Here is an 18928-nt window from a genome sequence, read left to right as displayed (position 1 = left end):
GGGCGACGCTTGAAGCACGAAGGCATAGCGCGGATGCCACCGCAAACCCAAACAAACCACCCGCAGCGTCGCAGACAAACCAGAAACCAAAACCAACCTCAAACCAAAGCCTGCCGCAGGCAATACCCAGCAATCGCCTCAATAACTTCGGCGTCCTCGCCAACAGCAGTAGCACACCGAATCTCAACAGAAGGATTCGCGCTGCGGCACTGATCCAGAATCAAAGGCAGATCTCGCCGAACATGCCCACCTTGCCCAAAAAAAACCGGCACAACGGTAATGACAGAAACCCCAGCTGCGACCTGAGCAGCCACAGCACCCGGCAGATCCGGCGTCATCAGTTCGAGAAACGCGAGCGAAACGGGCCCCGCCGACGGGCCGCGCAATTCCCGCAAACGTGCAGATAGCCGCTCAAAAGGCTCAGCCCAGCGGGCGTCCCTCGCCCCATGCGCGAACAGCAAAATTCCATGAGCACCCATCGTCCGATCGCCCCGCGAGGAAGAAAAGCCTAATGCCGGTCAACCCATTTTAGGCCGACTAACCCGAGCACGAGATAGATCAACCCCGGCGTCGCCGCCGTCAACGGCGCTGGCCACGTATTCAGATTCCCGATGTGCGAGAACAGCGTATTGAACAGCTGAAAGCTCATCCCGAGCATGATCCCGCCGAACACCTTCACCCCAACCACGCCCGCGCGCGTGTGCAGGTAAGCAAACGGCAGCGACAGCACCAGCATCACGAACACCGCAAACGGATACAACACCTTGCGCCACAGCGCGATCTCATACCGTTGCGTGTCCTGATGGTTCTCGGTCAAGTGCTGGATATAACGGAACAGATTGAACATCGACATCCGTTCCGGCGCGACCAGCAGCACCGACAAAATCTGCGGCGTCAATTCCGAGCGCAGCGAGTACTCGGGCAACGTCACCTGCTTCGCGCGATACACCGGGTTCAACGCATCAGCAGGTTTGCTGGCGTCCTGCGCGACGTCGATCAGCTGCGTATCCGTGACGTCCGTCAACAGCCAGTGGCCGGGCGGTTGATACTTGCCCGACTTCGCAATGCGCACGTTCGACAGACGGAACTTCGAATCGAATTCGTAGATACGCACGTTCGAGATCGTCGCGTCCGGCTGCAACTGCCCGACGTTCACGAAGCGCGTCACCTGTTCGCCGTCGGCACGCGCCGTCAGCGTGTCCTTCACCCAGACGCCCGACTCGAAGTTGCTCGACACCGATGAGCCAAGCGCCTCCAGACGCACGCGCTCCGACAACTGATCCGTGTACGGCCCGACCACTTCGCCAATGATGTACGTGAGGAACACGAGCGGAATGCCGATCTTCAGCAGCGATCGCAGCGCCTGGTTCGTCGCGAGACCGGACACGCGGAAAATCGTGTACTCGGAATTCGCCGCCATCTGCGCGAACACGTAGATCGCGCTGATCAACGCGGCGACGGGGATGATTTCGTAGAAACGCGACGGCGTCTGCAGCGCGACGCGCAGCACCGCGTACTGGAACTTGTAGTTGCCGTGGCCGACCGAGTTCAGCTCGTTGATCAGGTCGAAGAAGAAGAACAGACCCGAAAATGCGAACAGAATGAAGATGAACGTGAGGTAAACCTGACGCGCGAAATACTTTTCATAGATACGCATGGGTCACGCTCCCTGCGCCGGACGGTTCGACCGGCTGAACGTTGCCCGCGTGAAGAGCGGCCGGTTGCGCACCCGCAACCAGAAAATAATCGCGACGACCAGCGCCACGATGACGTGCAGCCCCACGAGGCCCACGCCAAACGACATCTTGCCTTGCTCGATCCACGACTGCACGACGTTCAGCAGGTTCGAATACGTCAGATAGATCAGCACGGCCATCACGAGATTGATCGTGCGGCTGCGGCGCGGATTCTGGTGCGCGAGCGGGATGGCGAGCAGCATCAGGTTGATCGCGATCAACGGCAGGCCCGCGCGCCAGGCGAATTCAGCGAGATTCTGGCGCGTCGGATCGCGGAACAGGTCGAGCGTCGGCGTGCCCGTCGTGGTCGGCGTGTTGACCACCGGCTGGCTCTGGATTTTCACGCCATAGCGCTCGAACTCCATGATGCGGAAGTCGGGATGGCCCGGCTCGCCGTCATAGCGGCGGCCGTTCTCCAGCACGACGAAGCGGTCGCCGTTCTTATGCGTTTCCGTGTGGCCGTTCTTCGACACGACCACGTTCACCTTGCCGCCCTCGGTGCTCGTGACGAACACGTTCTCGACGTGGCCCTGATCGGGCGACATCTTCTCGATGAAGAACACGCGATGGCTCGTAGCCGATTCGCGGAACTGGCCGGGCGCGAGCAGCGAGACCTCGTCGCGCTGCTGGAAGCGCGCGCGGATCAGCTTGCTCTGCTGGTTCGACCACGGCCAGCCGACGAACACGAAGAAGGCAATCAGAATGATGATGGGCGTCGCGAACAGGCCGATCGGCTTGATGAAACGCGTGAGGCTCACACCCGAGGCGAGCCACACGACCATTTCGGAATCCTTGTACCAGCGCGTGAGCACGAACAGGATCGACACGAACAGCGTCGCGACCAGCATGATCGCGAGGTAGCCGATGACCGTCAGACCAATCAGCACGAGCACGTCGCGCGGGTCGATTTCACCGGACGCCGCGAAGCCGACGATGCGGATCATCATCGTCGTCAGGACCAGCGTGAGCAGAACCATGAACACGGCGCCAGCCGTATACGCCAGTTCGCGCTGGAGAGAGCGTTCAAAAATCATGGTTGATGAGGAGAGGGCGCGCTCCGACAGGCAGCGGGGTTAAGCCCCGTCACGCCTTCGTGCAGCCGCCGCGGGAAAAATAGCGGATAATTGCGGCTTTCATCCTAAGCCCAGATTTTATCCGAGGACAAGCGCGATGGACTTTAGCATAAAAGCCTGTGATTGGAGCAAAGGCTCGACCAACGGGTTCCTTACCGGAAAATCGGATTGCATCGTGATCGGCGTGTTCGAATCGCAGACGCTGTCGGGCGCGGCGCTGGAAATCGACGCTGCCACCAAGGGTCTGCTCACGCGCATCATCAAGGCGGGCGACATGGACGGCAAGACGGGCAGCACGGTGTTCCTGCATGAAGTGCAGGGCATCGGCGCGTCGCGCGTGCTGCTGGTCGGCCTCGGCAAGCAGGACGCGTTTACGCAGAAGGCCTACGGCGATGCCGTGCGCGCCGCGTGGCGCGCGATCCTCGGCACGAAGATCACGCAGGTCACGTTCACGCTGGCTCAGGCGCCCGTCAAGGAGCGCTCGTCGGACTGGGCCGTGCGCGCCGCGATCCTCGCGCTGCGCGAGCTGACGTACAAGTTCACGCAGATGAAGAGCAAGCCGGACAACAGCACGCGCGCGCTGAAGCGCATCGTGTTCAGCGTCGACGCGGCTGACGAGAAGCTCGCGAAGGTGGCCCTCAAGCAGGGCGTCGCGCTGTCGAACGGCATGGATCTGACGAAGGACCTCGGCAACCTGCCGGGCAACGTCTGCACGCCGACCTATCTGGCAACGACCGCGAAGAAGCTCGCGAAAGACTGGAAGCTGAAGGTCGAAGTGCTCGGCCAGAAGCAGCTCGAAGCGCTGAAGATGGGTTCGTTCCTGTCGGTCACCAGGGGTTCCGTCGAGCCGCCGCAGTTCATCGTCCTCCAGTATCAGGGCGGCGCCGCGAAGGCTGCGCCCGTCGTGCTGGTTGGCAAGGGCATCACGTTCGACACGGGCGGCATTTCGCTGAAACCCGGCGACGGCATGGACGAGATGAAGTACGACATGTGCGGCGCGGGCTCCGTGCTTGGCACGCTGCGTGCCGTCGCAGAAATGGGCCTGAAGCTGAACGTGGTCGGCATTATTCCGACCTGCGAAAACATGCCTGCTGGCAACGCGACCAAGCCGGGCGACATCGTCACCAGCATGAAGGGCCTGACGATCGAAGTGCTGAACACGGACGCGGAAGGGCGCCTGATCCTGTGCGACGCGCTCACGTATGCCGAGCGCTTCAAGCCGGCCGCCGTGATCGACATCGCGACGCTGACGGGCGCGTGCATCATCGCGCTCGGCCATCACAACAGTGGCCTGTTCTCGAAGGACGACGCGCTCGCGGGTGAACTGCTCGATGCATCGAAGGAAGCGTCCGATCCCGCATGGCGTCTGCCGCTCGACGACGAGTATCAGGATCAGCTGAAGTCGAATTTCGCGGATCTCGCGAACATCGGCGGACGTCCGGCGGGCAGCGTGACGGCGGCGTGTTTCCTGTCGCGCTTCACGGAAGCGTATCCGTGGGCGCACCTCGACATCGCGGGCACCGCATGGAAGAGCGGCGCGGCAAAGGGCGCAACCGGCCGTCCCGTGCCGCTGCTGTCGCAGTTCCTGATCGACCGCGCTGCACAATGACGCGTTGCAGTCCGATCGCGCATCAAGCAGTGGAGCAGGATCGCCGATGACCCGCATCGACTTTCATTCGAACGTCGGCGATTCGCTGCAGTATGCGTGCCGTCTCGTGCGCAAGGCGTATCAGGCCGGCCAGCCGCTCGTCGTGCTGGCCGAACCGCCGCGCCTGCGCGCGTTCGACGAGCAGTTGTGGACCTTCTCGCCACTCGACTTCATCCCGCACTGCCTCGCGGGGAGTCCGCTCGCGGCTCAGACGCCCGTTGTGCTCACGTCGTCGCTCGACGACGTGCCGCATCATCAGATACTGTTGAATCTGGGCGCGACCGTGCCGTCGCAGTTCGCGCGCTTCGAGCGCCTGCTGGAGATCGTCGGCAACGCGCCCGACGAACTTGCCGCGGGGCGCGAGCGCTATCGCTTCTACCGCGATCGCGGCTATGCTCTGAATAACTACAAGCAGGGCGCCTGACGGGTTCTGTCCGCTCGATGCGCGGTCTTGTCCGATTCGCGCAGAACCGGCTCGTCCGATCTTTAAAGGGAGTGTTTTCGTGTCCCAATCTTCCGACTCTTCCGATCAAGACATCCCCGTTCTGACCGATGTGATGGTGACGGGCCATGAGCCGCATGACCCACATGAGCCGCACGCAAAGGCGAAGCGGCCGAAGCGCAGCGGCTCGCATACTCATGAAGGTTCGCATGCGCGTGGTAAGCATGCGGCGGCGCAAGACGCGCAAGACTTGCATGAAGCGCCGCACGACGTACAAGCGGAGCCGCAAACGCCGTCTGTCCACGCTGACGACGACGTGCCCGTACTCGATTCCATCTACGAATCGCCGCATGCGCCGATGCGCGAGCCCGCGCAGTTCGTGCCGGGCGAAGCGGAGTTCAGCTCGGGTTCGACGGCCGAGCAGTATGTCGCGCCGCCTTTGCCGAGTTCGCTGACGGCACCGGCAGAGCACGCGCCTGCGCCTGCGGCGAGGTCCGACTACGATGCCGACGTGCTGGCCGAGCGTTTGCGCGGCCGTTTCGCGACGTATCTGAAAGGGGATGGCCGCAATCTGATCGAGGCGCGCTGCCGCGACGCGTTCCAGGATCACACGACCTGGCTAGTCAATCAGATTACGCGCGAGGTCGCGCTCGCGCTGGAAACGGAAATGCTCAGTTGGGTGCGCGAGGCGATCCGCGAAGAACTCGGTAACTCGACGACCAGCAAGTAGACCGGCAAATAAGCAGTGGGTGCGCGCGTTACTTGAGCGTCAAAATCCAGCTTGCCAGCGACATCGCTTCGTCCTGCGTGACCTGTGTGTTCGCGGGCATCGGCACGGGTCCCCAGACGCCCGCGCTGCCTTCCATGATCTTGCGCGTGAGGTACACCACGGCGTCGCCGCGCGCCGCGTATTTGGCGGCGACATCGTGCAGCGGAGGTCCCATGAACTGCCGCGTCACCGAATGGCAGCTCATGCAGTTCTGCTTTTGCGCTAGCGCAAGGCCTGGAGCCTGCGCGCGCGCCGTGCCGGTGAATGCCAAAGTGCCTGCCAGCAAGAATGCCGCATACGACTTCGATTTCATTATGGTCTCCGCCGGTGACTCAGCCCGGCTCGTGGTGGACGCATTATAAGAGCAAAGGGGCACACGGCGATCCGTGTGCCCCTTTGCCTGTCGAAGCGTTGCTTGCGTCAACCTGCGATGTTGCGCCGCGTCAGTCACGCGGCGCGGAACGGCTGACGCGTCAATCCGTGACAGCGCCCTTGTTCGCCGGCTTCACGAGTGCCGCGAACTTGGCCAGCACGCCGCGCGTGTAACGCGGCGCGGGCTGCTTCCATGCGCCGCGGCGGCGTTGCAGTTCGGCGTCGTCGACGTTCAGCTGCAACAGCAGCTTGTGTGCGTCGATCGTGATCGAGTCGCCTTCCTGCACGAGCGCGATCGTGCCGCCGGCGAACGCTTCCGGCGCGACGTGACCCACGACCATGCCCCACGTGCCGCCCGAAAAGCGCCCGTCGGTGATGAGGCCAACCGATTCGCCGAGTCCCTTGCCGATGATCGCCGAGGTCGGCGCGAGCATCTCCGGCATGCCTGGGCCGCCTCGCGGGCCGAGGTAACGCAGCACGACGACATCGCCTGCCTTGATCTTGTCGGCGAGGATCGCGTCCATCGCGCTTTGCTCGTCGTCGAATACGCGCGCCGGGCCCGTGATGACCGGGTTCTTCAGGCCGGTGATCTTCGCGACGGCGCCGTCTTCCGCGAGGTTGCCCTTGAGGATCGCGAGATGGCCTTCGCTGTAGAGCGCCTTGTCGATCGGATAGATCACTTTCTGGTCCGCACGCGGCTTGCTGGGCACGTCTTTCAGTTCTTCAGCGATCGTCTTGCCGGTGATGGTCACGCAGTCGCCGTGCAACAGGCCCGCGTCGAGCAGAAGCTTCAGCACTTGCGGGATGCCGCCGGCCTGATGCAAGTCAGTCGCGACGTACTTGCCCGACGGCTTCAGGTCGCAGATCACGGGCACTTTCTTGCGCATCCGCTCGAAGTCGTCGATGGTCCACTCGACTTCCGCCGCGTGGGCGATGGCCAGAAAGTGCAGCACGGCATTGGTCGAGCCGCCCGTCGCCATGATGAGCGCGACGGCGTTTTCGATCGATTTCTTGGTGATGATGTCACGCGGCTTGAGATCCTTCTTGACCGCTTCGACCAGCACGCGCGCCGATTCCGCTGCCGAATCCACCTTTTCCTGATCGGGGTTCGCCATCGTCGACGAGTACATCAGCGACATGCCGAGCGCCTCGAACGACGAGCTCATCGTGTTGGCCGTGTACATGCCGCCGCACGAGCCCGTGGTCGGGCAGGCATTCTGTTCGACCCCTTCGAAATCTTCCTGCGACATGCGGCCCGCCGTGAACTCGCCAACGGCCTCGAACGACGACACGATGGTCAGGTCGGTGCCTTTCCATTTGCCTGGTTTGATGGTGCCGCCGTACACGTAGATGCCCGGCACATTCATCCGCGCGAGGCCGATCATGCCGCCCGGCATGTTCTTGTCGCAGCCGCCGATCACGACGACGCCGTCCATCCACTGGCCTTGCACGCAGGTCTCGATGCAGTCGGCGATCACTTCGCGCGACACCAGCGAGTACTTCATGCCCTCCGTGCCCATCGACATGCCGTCGGAGATGGTCGGCGTGCCGAAGGTCTGCGGGTTCGCGTCGGAGCGCTTGACGGCTTCGACGGCGGCATCCGTGAGGCGTTGCAGGCCGGCGTTGCACGGCGTGATGGTCGAGTGGCCGTTGGCGACGCCGATCATCGGCTTGTCGAAGTCTTCCTTCTGGTAGCCGAGCGCGTAATACATCGAGCGGTTCGGCGAACGCGCGACGCCTTGCGTGATGTTCTTCGAACGACGGTTGTACGGCATGGGGAGCTCCATCCAGTTGTTTTGGTGTGCGCGCCGATCGGCTCGCTTCCCGCTTGCGGCGCAACGGCCTGGGCGGTTCCAGCGCGGGTTCTTTAGTCTAGTTCGGGCGCGTTGGGCAAGAATGGAGTTTCTGCAAAAGAATGTCCAATATATTATTCAGCGTCTATTAGGTCGTAAAATGTATTAATGAGCTTGCCTGCAATCCCCGATCTGCGCCAGTTGCGCTATTTCGTGACCGTCGCCGAAGAGAAGCACTTCGGGCGCGCGGCGGCGCGGCTGTCGATGACGCAGCCGCCGCTGTCGCAGGCGATCCGCGCGCTCGAAGACACGCTGGGCGTCGAACTGTTCGCGCGCACCAAGCGCTCGGTCGAGCTGACGTCCGTCGGCGCGGATCTGCTACCCGAGGTGCGGAGGCTACTGGCGGGCGCGGAAGGGCTGCGGCCGTTGGCGCAGAGTCTTGCGCGCGGCGAGGCGGGGGTGTTGTCGCTGGCGTTCGTGTCGACGGCGGATTACGGACTGTTGCCGCCGCTGTTACGCGAGTTCGGCGCGCGCCATCCGCGCGTGCGGCTCGAACTGCTCGAAGCGACCAGCGACGTGCAGATCGACGAGCTGGTCGCGGGGCGTGTCGACGCGGGTCTGGTGATCGGGCCGCTGCCGCCGCGCTACGCGTCGCAGCTGTCGTGGCTGCCGCTGGCGCGCGAGCCGCTGGTGATCGCGATGTCGACGGAGATGGCGGCGCGTATTGAAGGTGATGCGGAAGGTGATGCGGCGAGCGGGGCGGGCGTGGCCGAATGGCGCGACGAGCCGTTGAGCCTCGCGCAGGCGGGCGACGCGCCGCTGGTCGTTTTCCCAAGGCGTCTCGCGCCAGGCTTTTATGACATCATTATGGATTGCTACGGCGCGGCCGGTCTTACGCCGCACATCGGCCAGGAAGCGATCCAGATGCAGACGATCGTGAGTCTGGTGTCCGCGGGCATGGGTGTCGCGCTGGTGCCGCAATCGTTGCGTAACCTGCGGCGCACGGGCGTCGTGTATCGTCCGTTGCGTGAGGCCGTGCCGGCCGTCGTGACCGGACTCGTGTGGCGCACGGCGGAGGTGAGCCCTGTGCTGGCCGGTTTCATCGACATCGTGCGTGCTCATGCCGATGTGCTTGCCGGCTAGCGGCGAACCCTTTGCGGCGCGGCGCGTCCAATGCGCTTGAGTTTCCAGATTACCGAACCCCTATAACGATACGATGCACATTCACCCGAATTTCGATCCCATCGCCATTCATCTGGGACCGCTGGCCGTCCGCTGGTACGGCCTGATGTACCTGGTCGCCTTTGTCATGGCGATCGTCGTGGGCAGGTTGCGGCTGCGTTTGCCGCATGTCGCGGCACAAGGCTGGACCCCGAAGGATATCGACGACATGCTGTTTTATGGCGTGCTCGGCACGATACTCGGCGGGCGTCTTGGCTATGTGCTGTTCTATAAGGCGAGTTGGTACTTCGCGCATCCTCTGGACATCTTCAAGGTCTGGGAAGGGGGGATGTCGTTCCATGGCGGTTTCCTAGGCGTGACGCTCGCGATGGTGTTGTTCGCGTGGCAGCGCAAGCGCACGTGGCTGCAGGTGACCGATTTTGTCGCGCCGATGGTGCCGACTGGTCTTGCCGCTGGGCGGCTTGGTAACTTCATCAATGGTGAGTTGTGGGGGCGGGTGACGTCGCCCGATGCGCCTTGGGCGATGCTGTTCCCCGGTGCCGCGAATGAAGACGCCGGCTGGTTGGCGGCGCATCCGGCGCAGGCCGCGCAGTGGCATCTCGGTGAGGTGTTTGCGCAATATCACATGCTGCCGCGGCATCCATCGCAGTTGTATGAGATCGCGCTTGAAGGTGTTGTGCTGTTTCTTGTGCTGTGGTTTTTTACGCGCAAGCCGCGACCTGTTGGGGCGGCGTCGGCTGTGTTTCTGATTGGGTATGGGCTTGCGCGGTTTACGGTTGAGTTTGCGCGTGAGCCGGATGATTTTCTTGGGCTGCTCGCGTTTGGGTTGTCCATGGGACAGTGGCTGTCGCTGCCGATGGTGATTGCTGGGGTGTTGATGTTGGTGTGGGCTTATCGGCGGAATGGGAGGGAGGCTGCGCGGGCTGTTAATGCAGGGTAAGGGTTGGTTTTTGTCTGCGACGCTGGTGGGTTTTTTGCGTTCGTGGCGGGTGTTTGCGATGCGGTGGTTTGCTTTGCTTTGCGGTGGCATCCGCGTTATGCCTTCGTGCTTCAAGCGTCGCCCCTGTGCGGGGCGGCACCTACTTTTCTTTGCCGCCGCAAAGAAAAGTAGGCAAAAGAAAGCGGCTAACACCGCCAGTTCTTGTGTTTGCCTGAGGGCCCCCAACTGGTCCAACGCTTCACGCGGTAACGTATCTGTTCGCGTGTGTTGCCAACGCGCTGAATGAGCGCCTCACCCACTTCAAACACCCGCACAACGGCTAGCGGCAGCGAATCGTATGTGCCGCCCAGGTGGCAAACTGTGTGTAGGTTGTCGCGTCGTATAGGGTAGCGCTCTTACATGGTGGAACGCGTGCGCTATCGGTCCGAAGTGAGACGTGTGTGGTGCCACGGCCTACACAGAGTTTGCCACCTGGGCGGCCGTGGAATATCTGGCACGGCGTGCTGCAACGCGGGTGCGTGAAGTGGGTGATGCGCTGGATTAGAGCGTTGGCAACACACGCGAACAAGCCGGTTGCCGTGTGAAGTGTGGGACCGGTTGGGGGCCCTCAGGCAAGAAGAAGGGTTGGCGGTGTTAGCCGCTTTCTTTTGCCTACTTTTCTTTGCGGCGGCAAAGAAAAGTAGGTGCCGCCCCGCACAGGGGCGACGCTTGAAGCACGAAGGCATAACGCGGATGCCACCGCAAGGGCTAGAACAACCAAACCGGCAGCGCCACGAAGGCAAGAAAAGTAGGTGCCGCCCCGCACAGGGGCGACGCGTGAAGCACGAAGGCATAGCGCGGATGCCAGCGGAAGCGCTAGAACAACCAAACCGGCAGCGCCACGAAGGCAAGAAAAGCAGGTGCCGCCCCGCACAGGGGCGACGCGTGAATGGCAGACACCGTAACGCGGATGCCAGCGAAAAAGCCAAAACCACCCACCAGCATCGCAGACAAAAAAATCACTTCATCTGCACAGACCCTGAAACATTAACGGTCACGGTGGACGTCCCACCTTCAACAGGCACAGGCGCCGCCGCCTTGGCGCTAACATCCGACCGCATGCTCATCATCATGACAGGCCGCGGCGGCACGCCACCACTATGCCCGACATTCACTTCGCGAATCGTATAACCGCTGTAGCCGAAAGCCTGCGCAGCCGCAGTAGCCTGCTGCTTGAACGATGCAATCGCCTGCCCCGTCAGCTTCTGCCCAGCAGCGCGCTCAGCCTCCGGCGACAGTGAAAACTGCACATTCCCAACCTGCATGATCGAAGACAATTGCCCCGCGAGCTTCGATGCCGCCGCGAAGTCGTGTGACTCCAGCACAACCTCCGTGCGGCCGCGCCATGCAGAAATACGCCCATCGCGATCCGTCGACGGATAGATCGAGAACGAACCGGTGCGCGCCGTCACGCCGCTCACGCCCTTGGCCTTCTGCAGCGCCTGGTCGGCGTGCTGGTTCAATGTGCCCGTCAGCGACGACGGATCACTGGCTTCCTGTTCGTAGAACAGCGTGATATCGACGACGTCCTGCGGCACATCGGTGCTCGCCTGCGCGTTCAGCGACAGCACGCCGGCCGGCTGATACTGCTGCACAACGGTTTGCGCATTGGCCGCGACGGACGTGAGCGCGAGTGCAACAGGCGCCGCGCAGGCGCCGGCCGCGAGCGCCCATACGAGCGCGGATTTTCTGGTCATTGTTCGACTCCTTCGTTGAGCAGGTTATGCATGCATGCGTCGCCAGAAGCAGTTGCGCGGCGCGCGTGGCATGACGCTTGCGAGGCGGTTAGGCGTCTGAAAGGGTCGTCTGGTTCCCGAGTGAATACTCGAATATCACGCGAACTTGCGTATTCATCACGTGTTCATGCAGCGCGCTTCGCCAACTGTTTCGTGATGAACGCCCATTCCGCCTCCGTAACGGGCGTGATCGACAGACGGTTGCCCTTCGCGAGCACGCGCATGTCGGCAAGCTCGGGATGCTCGCGCAACGCCGCCAGCGGAATCAGCTTGATCTTCTTCTTGAACACGACATCGACGAGCGTCCAGCGCGGCGTTTCCTGCGTCGACTTCTCGTCGTAGTACGGGCTCTTCGGATCGAACTGGGTTGGGTCAGGGTACGCCGTCGACGATACTTCAGCGATGCCCGCAATGCCCGGCTCAGGGCAACTGGAGTGATAGAACAGCACGCCGTCGCCCGTCTTCATGATGTCGCGCATGAAGTTGCGCGCCTGATAATTGCGCACGCCCGTCCAGGGCAGCGTGCGTTGCGGGGCATTCGCGAGATCGTCGATGCTCGCTTCGTCCGGTTCGGACTTCATCAGCCAGTAGCGCATGAGTCGGATTGAACGTGAGATAGAAGGAAGTCTTCGTCGAACAGTCGGGTTCAAACGGTTTGCAACGCGGTGCGCGCCAACCAACGCAAAGCGCACGCCCAAAGAAAAACGGCATCGGATAAAGTCCGATGCCGTTCGTATAGGTCCCCGCCTTAGCCGCTAGGCCGGCATCCTGAACCTGAGGTTCAGAATTGGTCGCAGTTAGCAGCACTTCGGGTACATCAGACAGAGTGACGCGCACACCCGTGCTACAAATTTCCGCAACCGTGCATATAGCATTGGTTCAAGGAATATATGACCTTGGCGAACCAGGCAGGGAAGCTTAAAAACGTTTGCTCTACAACATGGGCCCGACCGCAAAACAATCAAGCCCAACAGAATTTTCTTTACTGCACGCTGCTGTACTGTTGGATCACAGTGCCAAGCTGCTCATTCATCTGGTGCATTGTACGCCGGATTTCTTCGGCGGGAAATGATTCTCCGTGTCGCACGCTGGCTTGCAGCCTAAGCAGTTCCGATGCCAGCGACAATGCCGCCATCACGGCGATACGATCCTGGCCGCGCACGTTGCTGTTGGAGCGGATCTTCGACATCTCGGCATCGACACGCGCCACCGCTTCGAGCAGCGCCGCTTCCGTTTCCGCCGAGCAGGCGAGACGATAGGGCTGGCCGAGGATCGACACTTCGATCTGCTTCGTGGTCATGCGTTTTCTCCGTGGCGGGTCGCGTCGTGGTTTGCGTCGTGATTGGCCTGCGCCTGCTGCTCGGGCGCGAGGAGATCGAGTTGATTGTCGGGCTCATGACCGCGAGCGCGCGGCAGCTTCTCGAGGATGGCGTTCAGACGTACTTGAGCGTCGTCGATCTTCGCGGACAGCGCATCGCGCTCCGCTTGCAATGCGGCGCGTTCTTCGCGAGTCTGTTCGAGTTCTACGCGGGTCGCTTCGCATTCGGCGCGCGCTTGTGCGAGCTGTTCTTCGAGTGCGAGGCGCGCTTCGTTATAGCGTTGGCTGATCTCGATCAGCCGGCCGATGTTCTGTGACAGTGTTTCGAGTTCGGTGAGCATGTGCTGCGTCCTCTAAAGACATGGCATTCTAGCGCGGAATGTCGCACGCTCGGGCATTTGTCTCGTTTCAGGACGTAACAGTAGCGCTTTAACGCGGCATTATCCAGGTGTCTCGTCGCGATTCACGCATTTTCACCCTTGAAAAAGGGACTCTTTTTAACAGTCCACTCTCATCGTCCCTGCGACGCCCTCGCGTTTCTTGACGCGTGTGTACGTCACTTCTACACTTGCGGCACTCTGGTGCCCGCGCGCGGTATCGCGCCGCGCGCAGTTAAACGGGAAGCAGGGAGCGAAGTCCGCCCGGACGAGCCAACCTGCGCTGTCCTCGCAACGGTACAACGACCGCAGTTCCTGCAGGTCGACCCATGCACGCGTCGAGCCATCCATAGAGCCGATGCCGTGCGAAGCGCCACTGCGCATGATGCGTGGGAAGGCGGGTCGGCCAGTCGTCAGCCCGGATACCGGCCGGAGGCAAGGAGCGTGTCGCTCCTTGTACAGGCATCGGCCCACGAGGAGCGGGCCGCGCACAGGCCCACAGGACTCTTTCGATGCTCACCTCCGTGTTTGTCCACCCGGCGTATCTGCGCCAGGTGTTTCCGCGCCCGCTGTGTCCACACTTCAGACGCGCGCCGCTTGCTGCGCTCGCCGTGATTGCCTTCGCTTCAGTCCCGCTCGCTGCAAGCGCGCAGACGGCCGACGAGGCGAACCCATCCGCCACATCCACGGATCGATCGGACAACGGCTCGACCTACACTTCCTCAAAGACAATCTCCACGACTTTGTCGCCCATCGTCGTCACGGCCGACCGTCGCGCGCAGCGACTCGCCGACGCGATTCCGCAGACCACGCTGTTCGACCCGCAGGACATCGCGGACAACAGCGCGCGCGATTTGCCGGGACTGCTGCAGTTCGCGCCGGGCGCGCAGATCGTGCGCAACGGCGGGCCGGGCTCGACGTCGAGTCTGTTTCTACGCGGCGCGTCGTCGACGCAGTCGCTCGTGCTGATCGACGGCGTGCGCATCGATTCGGTGAGCCAGGGCAACGCGCAGCTCGAACAGATTCCGCTCGACCAGATCGATCACGTCGAAGTGGTCAACGGCAACGTGTCGGCGCTGTACGGCTCGGGCGCGATCGGCGGCGTGGTGCAGGTGTTCACGAAGGACGGCGGCAATCATCCGCCGCGTTTTCACTTCGACGTCGAGTACGGCAGCTATCACACGCAGCGCCAGGCGGCGGGCGTCGACGGCACGCTCGACAAGGACGGCCGCACGACCTTCAGCGTCACGCTCGCGCGCGCGAAGACGGACGGCTTCTCGTCGATCGACCCGGCGCTCGCGCCCGTCAATCCGAACGCGAACGGTTACTTCAACGAGAGCGTGAGCGCGTCGCTGCGCCACAAGCTCAACGACCAGTGGGACATCGGCCTGCGCTACTTCCAGTCGAACGGCAATGACAGCTTCGACAATCCCTTCGGCCTGCCCACCGATCTCAACAATCTGCACAGCAAGGTGCAGACGGCTTCAGCCTTCGCGAACGGCAAGCTCACCGACTGGTGGACGACGCGCTTCGTCGTCGCGACGGGCAACGATCGCAGCAATACGTCGCTCAATGGCGACTATCTGTACTGCTACGATTCGGACAACCGGCAGTACACGTGGCAGAACGACTTCACGTTCGCACGTGACCAGAAGCTGCAACTGGGCTACGAGCATCTCGACCAGACACTCGACTCGAATCAGTACAGCGCGCCCGCGCGTCACGTGAACTCGGGGTTCGCGGGCTACACGGGGCGCTTCGGCAACAGCCAGATCCAGGCGAACCTGCGGCGCGACCAGTACTCGGATTTCGGCGGAGCCAACAGTTACTATCTGGGCTATGGCTACGACTTCAACGAGCACTGGAAGGTGACTGCAAGCTGGTCCGATGCGTTTCGCGCGCCGAGCTTCAACGATCTGTACTACCCGTACAGCGGCAATCCGCTCATTCAACCGGAGCACAGCCATTCTGTCGAAGCGGCGCTGCAGTATGCATCCGATGCGCTCGGCCTGATGAAGCTCACGGCATTCCAGACGCGCTACACGAACCTGATCGACTATGTGCAGACCACGCCGGGCATCTACGTCGCGGAGAACGTGGGGCATGCGAAAGTGCAGGGCATCGAAGGATCGTGGCAGGGCCACGTCGGCAAGACCGATGTGCGCGCGGCCGTGACGTTCCAGAATCCCGTCGATGAAGACACGCATACCGATCTGAACCGTCGCGCGCGTCATTTCGCGTCGTTCGCCGCGAACCGCAATATCGGCAGCTGGCGGGTGGGCGGCGAATGGCTCGTGAGCGGCGAGCGCGACGACAGTGGCACGGCACTCGGCGGCTATGGCATCGTGAACCTGTCCGCGCGCTACAACATCACGAAGGCGTGGTACGTGGCCGCGCAAATCCAGAATCTCTTCGACAAGGACTATGAACTCGCCTACACGTACAACACGCCAAGGCGCGGCGCCTACATCACGGTCGGCTGGCAGCAGCAGTGACGCGCGATGAGCGGACTCGTGCAACGTCAGCCGCAACATCAGCCGATCCAGGTCGCGCGAGGCATGAGCGCGAAGCGCGCGCTCGCTATCTGGACGGCGCTCGGCATCACGGCGCTCGCGGTCTTCGTGGCATCGCTTGCGCTGGGCAGCGTGAGCGTCGCACCGTCGCGCGTGCTCGACGCGTTGCTGCCGTCGGCTGACGTATCGTCCGATCTCGCCACGCAGATCGTTCGCACGCTGCGCCTGCCGCGCGCGCTCGCCGGCTTCGGTTGCGGCGCATTGCTTGCGCTTGCAGGCGCGTTGCTTCAGGTGCTGCTGCGCAATCCGCTTGCCGAGCCGTACGTGCTCGGCGTGTCAGGCGGCGCGGCGAGCTTTGCGCTCGTCGCGATGATCGCGGGCTGCGCGTGGTGGATCGTCGATGCATCGGCGTTCGCCGGTGCGTTCGTGTCGATCCTGCTTGTGCTCGGTCTTGCACGCGGCGCGCTATGGCGCGGCGAGCCGCAGGACGCATCGCCGCGTCTGCTGCTGACGGGTGCCGTGATCGCTGCAGGGTGGGGCGCCGTCATCACGCTGCTGTTGACGGTCGCGCCCGACAGCCGCCTGCGCGGCATGCTGTTCTGGCTGACGGGCGATCTGAGCGGCGGCGGCATGCCGTGGCTCGCGCTCGCTGCATTGTGTATCGCGTTGCTCGCGATCGTACCCATCGCGCCGCAACTCAATGTACTGCTGCGCGGCGATGCCGCGGCGCAAGCGCTCGGCGTACCCGTGATGCGCGCGCGGCTGCGCGTCTATCTGGTCGCGTCACTTGCCGCCGCGGCTGCCGTGACGACGGGCGGCACGATCGGCTTCGTCGGGCTCGTCGTGCCGCACATGCTGCGTCTCGCATTCGGCAACGATCAGCGGATGCTGCTGCCCGCAGCGGCGCTCGGCGGCGGCGTTGCGGTGATGGGCGCCGATCTGATCGCGCGCACCGTGATCGCGCCCGCGCAGTTACCCGTCGGCGTGATCACCGCGTTGATCGGCGTGCCCGTGTTCCTGTGGATGCTGCTCCGACGGAGACGCGCATGAACTCACGCAGGAACGCACGCACAAGTGCCGATGCCACGCTGCACGCAGACCAGCTGACCTTGCGCGCCGGCTCGCGCACGTTACTCGATGCCTTCACGCACACGTTCTATCCGGGCGAAGTCTGGTGCATCGCCGGACCGAACGGCGCGGGCAAGACGACGCTCATCTCGACGCTCGCGGGTCTCATGCGTCCAGCGAAAGGGCACATCGAACTGGACGGAACGCGCGTGAACGAATGGCCGCTCGCGCGCCTCGCGCAGCGTCGTGCGCTGATGCCGCAAACCTCGCACGATGCATTCAACGCGAGCGTACTCGACATCGTGCTGCTGAACCGTTTTCCGCATCTGGCCGGCTGGGGCTGGGAGCGCGACGAGGATCGCGCGGCCGCGCATGCGGCGCTCGATGCGCTCGGTCTCGCGGAGTTCGCTGCGCGCGACGTGCTGTCGCTGTCGGGCGGCGAGCGCCAGCGCGTCGCGCTCGCGGCCGTGTTATGCCAGGACGCGCCGCTGCTGCTGCTCGACGAGCCGCTCACGCATCTGGATCTGCATCATCAGATCGACTGCCTTGAAGCGTTGAGCACATGGGCGCGCGGCGCCGGGCGTACAGTGATGTTCTCGTGCCACGATCTGAATCTCGCGCGGCGTTTCGCGACGCACGCGCTGCTGCTCGAAGGCAACGGCGCCGCGCATGCGGGACGCGCGCGCGACGTGCTGACCCCCGAGCTGGCCAGCCGTGCATTCGGCTATCCGCTCGTACTGATCCGCGACGGCGATGATGAAGCGCTGATTCCGGCGCTGCGCGCAGCGTCTCGCATCTGAACACGCATGAACCGAACCCTTCACGCAAACACGAACATGACCACTTCGCATTCCCTGCCCGTCGTCGAGCCGCTCGACCAGACATTGCGCGCCGAGCTGCAACGCATCATCGATCTGAAGACCAAGCCGCCCGGTAGTCTCGGCCAGCTCGAAGCGCTCGCGCGTCAGATGGGCATGATCCAGCGCAGCACCCAGCCCAGCATCGTGCGTCCCGCGATCATCGTCTTCGCCGCCGATCACGGCATTGCGAACGCGGGCGTGAGTCCGTATCCGCAAGCGGTGACGGCGCAAATGGTGCTCAACTTTCTCGCTGGCGGCGCGGCGATCAATGCGTTCAGCCGCGTTGCGGGCCTCGAACTCGAAGTGGTAAATGCGGGCGTCGCGCATGAGTTCGCGCCGCACGAGAAGCTCGTCGATATTCCCATTGCGCGTGGCACGCGCAACTTCGCGCAAGAGCCCGCGATGACGCGCGACGAAGCACTCGCCGCGATGCGCGCGGGCGCGGATCGTGTGCGTCATCACGCGGCGCTGGGCACCAACGTGATCGGGTTCGGCGAAATGGGCATTGCGAATACGTCGTCGGCTGCGTGCCTGATGAGCCGTCTGTGTGGCGTGCCTATCGACGATTGCGTCGGGCGCGGCACGGGTCTCGACAACGCCGGCCTCGTGAAGAAGCGCAACGTGCTGGCGGCGGCGCTTGCTTATCACCCGGCATCGAACGATCCGCTCGATGCCCTCGCAACCTTCGGCGGCTTTGAGATCGCGATGATGGCGGGCGCGTATCTCGCAGCGGCAGAGGCACGCATGACGATCGTCGTCGACGGTTTCATTGCGACCTCCGCGCTGCTGGTGGCCGACGCGTTCGCGCCTGCCGTGCGCGATTACTGCGTGTTCGCGCATGCGTCGAACGAAGCGGGGCACCGCCGCATGCTCGATCACTTCGGCGCGGTGCCGCTGCTCGCGCTCGATCTGCGGCTGGGCGAAGGAACGGGCGCGGCGCTTGCTACGCCTTTACTGCGCGCCGCCGTGGCGTTCGTCAACGAAATGGCGAGCTTCGAATCAGCAGGCGTCGCGCAACGCGATGCATGATGCGCGGCGCGTGCATCAATCGAGGCGTTCGAA

At 63.1% G+C, this 18928-nt stretch carries 18 protein-coding genes, 1 other RNA gene and 1 riboswitch; of the genes, 9 read left to right on the top strand and 10 right to left on the bottom strand.

Going from position 1 to position 18928, the window contains the following annotated elements; translation table 11 throughout:
• Positions 1-98: 98 nt before the first annotated feature.
• From C2L64_RS12500 to lptF, 3 genes are read right to left on the bottom strand one after another with little or no spacing between them, the layout of a single operon-like run.
• Complete coding sequence (locus C2L64_RS12500) at positions 99-479, bottom strand: sirohydrochlorin chelatase (protein ID WP_007582461.1); 381 nt, start codon at positions 477-479, stop codon at positions 99-101.
• A gap of 29 nt (positions 480-508) precedes the next feature.
• Entirely contained in the window at positions 509-1657 is a 1149-nt protein-coding gene (lptG, locus tag C2L64_RS12495) for an LPS export ABC transporter permease LptG (RefSeq protein WP_007582462.1), read from the bottom strand.
• A 3-nt stretch (positions 1658-1660) separates the two neighbouring features.
• Positions 1661-2770, bottom strand: coding sequence for an LPS export ABC transporter permease LptF (lptF, locus tag C2L64_RS12490; RefSeq protein WP_007582464.1), 1110 nt, complete (start codon positions 2768-2770; stop codon positions 1661-1663).
• Between the two features lie 136 nt (positions 2771-2906).
• Here lptF and C2L64_RS12485 point away from each other — a divergent pair, with 136 nt between their 5' ends.
• From C2L64_RS12485 to C2L64_RS12475, 3 genes are all read left to right on the top strand, one after another.
• A complete protein-coding gene (locus C2L64_RS12485) occupies positions 2907-4418 on the top strand; it encodes a leucyl aminopeptidase (protein WP_007582466.1) in 1512 nt (503 codons plus the stop codon).
• 46 nt (positions 4419-4464) lie between these two features.
• Positions 4465-4881 (top strand): DNA polymerase III subunit chi, encoded by a 417-nt coding sequence (locus tag C2L64_RS12480; RefSeq protein ID WP_007582468.1) that lies wholly within the window; start codon positions 4465-4467, stop codon positions 4879-4881.
• A gap of 79 nt (positions 4882-4960) precedes the next feature.
• Positions 4961-5629: a DUF2486 family protein gene (locus C2L64_RS12475; protein WP_007747740.1), complete on the top strand. Its 669-nt coding sequence runs from the start codon at positions 4961-4963 to the stop codon at positions 5627-5629.
• 28 nt (positions 5630-5657) lie between these two features.
• Here the strand turns inward: C2L64_RS12475 and C2L64_RS12470 are convergent, their stop codons facing one another.
• Positions 5658-5981, bottom strand: coding sequence for a c-type cytochrome (locus tag C2L64_RS12470; protein WP_007582497.1), 324 nt, complete (start codon positions 5979-5981; stop codon positions 5658-5660).
• Between the two features lie 160 nt (positions 5982-6141).
• Positions 6142-7815 carry a dihydroxy-acid dehydratase gene (gene ilvD, locus C2L64_RS12465; protein WP_007582494.1) on the bottom strand — a complete coding sequence of 558 codons (1674 nt, stop codon included), beginning with the start codon at positions 7813-7815 and terminating at the stop codon, positions 6142-6144.
• A 186-nt stretch (positions 7816-8001) separates the two neighbouring features.
• On the opposite strand from ilvD, the gene C2L64_RS12460 reads away from it, so the two are divergent.
• On the top strand, positions 8002-8976 hold the full coding sequence (locus tag C2L64_RS12460; RefSeq protein ID WP_007582492.1) for a LysR family transcriptional regulator: 975 nt from the start codon (positions 8002-8004) through the stop codon (positions 8974-8976).
• A 73-nt stretch (positions 8977-9049) separates the two neighbouring features.
• On the top strand, positions 9050-9955 hold the full coding sequence (gene lgt, locus C2L64_RS12455; protein WP_007582491.1) for a prolipoprotein diacylglyceryl transferase: 906 nt from the start codon (positions 9050-9052) through the stop codon (positions 9953-9955).
• A gap of 998 nt (positions 9956-10953) precedes the next feature.
• On the opposite strand, the gene C2L64_RS12450 is transcribed toward lgt, so the two are convergent.
• The 5 genes from C2L64_RS12450 to C2L64_RS12430 form a co-directional block, all read right to left on the bottom strand.
• On the bottom strand, positions 10954-11691 hold the full coding sequence (locus tag C2L64_RS12450; RefSeq protein ID WP_007588563.1) for an SIMPL domain-containing protein: 738 nt from the start codon (positions 11689-11691) through the stop codon (positions 10954-10956).
• A 164-nt stretch (positions 11692-11855) separates the two neighbouring features.
• Complete coding sequence (locus tag C2L64_RS12445; protein WP_007588564.1) at positions 11856-12326, bottom strand: EVE domain-containing protein; 471 nt, start codon at positions 12324-12326, stop codon at positions 11856-11858.
• A gap of 140 nt (positions 12327-12466) precedes the next feature.
• A non-coding RNA gene (ssrS, locus tag C2L64_RS12440) (6S RNA) lies at positions 12467-12648 on the bottom strand.
• A gap of 64 nt (positions 12649-12712) precedes the next feature.
• Complete coding sequence (locus C2L64_RS12435; protein WP_007588566.1) at positions 12713-13030, bottom strand: cell division protein ZapA; 318 nt, start codon at positions 13028-13030, stop codon at positions 12713-12715.
• Entirely contained in the window at positions 13027-13389 is a 363-nt protein-coding gene (locus C2L64_RS12430) for a hypothetical protein (protein ID WP_007588567.1), read from the bottom strand. The genes C2L64_RS12435 and C2L64_RS12430 overlap by 4 nt, the downstream gene beginning before the upstream one ends.
• Before the next feature lie 221 nt (positions 13390-13610).
• A riboswitch (cobalamin riboswitch) is annotated at positions 13611-13873 on the top strand.
• Between the two features lie 64 nt (positions 13874-13937).
• On the opposite strand from C2L64_RS12430, the gene C2L64_RS12425 reads away from it, so the two are divergent.
• The 4 genes from C2L64_RS12425 to cobT are packed head-to-tail and all read left to right on the top strand — an operon-like array spanning position 13938 to position 18895.
• Complete coding sequence (locus tag C2L64_RS12425; protein WP_007588568.1) at positions 13938-15920, top strand: TonB-dependent receptor domain-containing protein; 1983 nt, start codon at positions 13938-13940, stop codon at positions 15918-15920.
• 6 nt (positions 15921-15926) lie between these two features.
• Complete coding sequence (locus C2L64_RS12420; protein ID WP_007588569.1) at positions 15927-16988, top strand: FecCD family ABC transporter permease; 1062 nt, start codon at positions 15927-15929, stop codon at positions 16986-16988.
• On the top strand, positions 16985-17806 hold the full coding sequence (locus tag C2L64_RS54775) for an ABC transporter ATP-binding protein (protein WP_007588570.1): 822 nt from the start codon (positions 16985-16987) through the stop codon (positions 17804-17806). The genes C2L64_RS12420 and C2L64_RS54775 overlap by 4 nt, the downstream gene beginning before the upstream one ends.
• Before the next feature lie 36 nt (positions 17807-17842).
• Positions 17843-18895 carry a nicotinate-nucleotide--dimethylbenzimidazole phosphoribosyltransferase gene (gene cobT, locus C2L64_RS54770; RefSeq protein ID WP_007588571.1) on the top strand — a complete coding sequence of 351 codons (1053 nt, stop codon included), beginning with the start codon at positions 17843-17845 and terminating at the stop codon, positions 18893-18895.
• The last annotated feature ends 33 nt before the right edge of the window (positions 18896-18928 follow it).

The organism is Paraburkholderia hospita (assembly GCF_002902965.1).
GTDB lineage: Bacteria > Pseudomonadota > Gammaproteobacteria > Burkholderiales > Burkholderiaceae > Paraburkholderia > Paraburkholderia hospita.
Note: the sequence above shows the minus strand (reverse complement) of the source record. Positions and strands in the feature narration are given on the sequence as shown.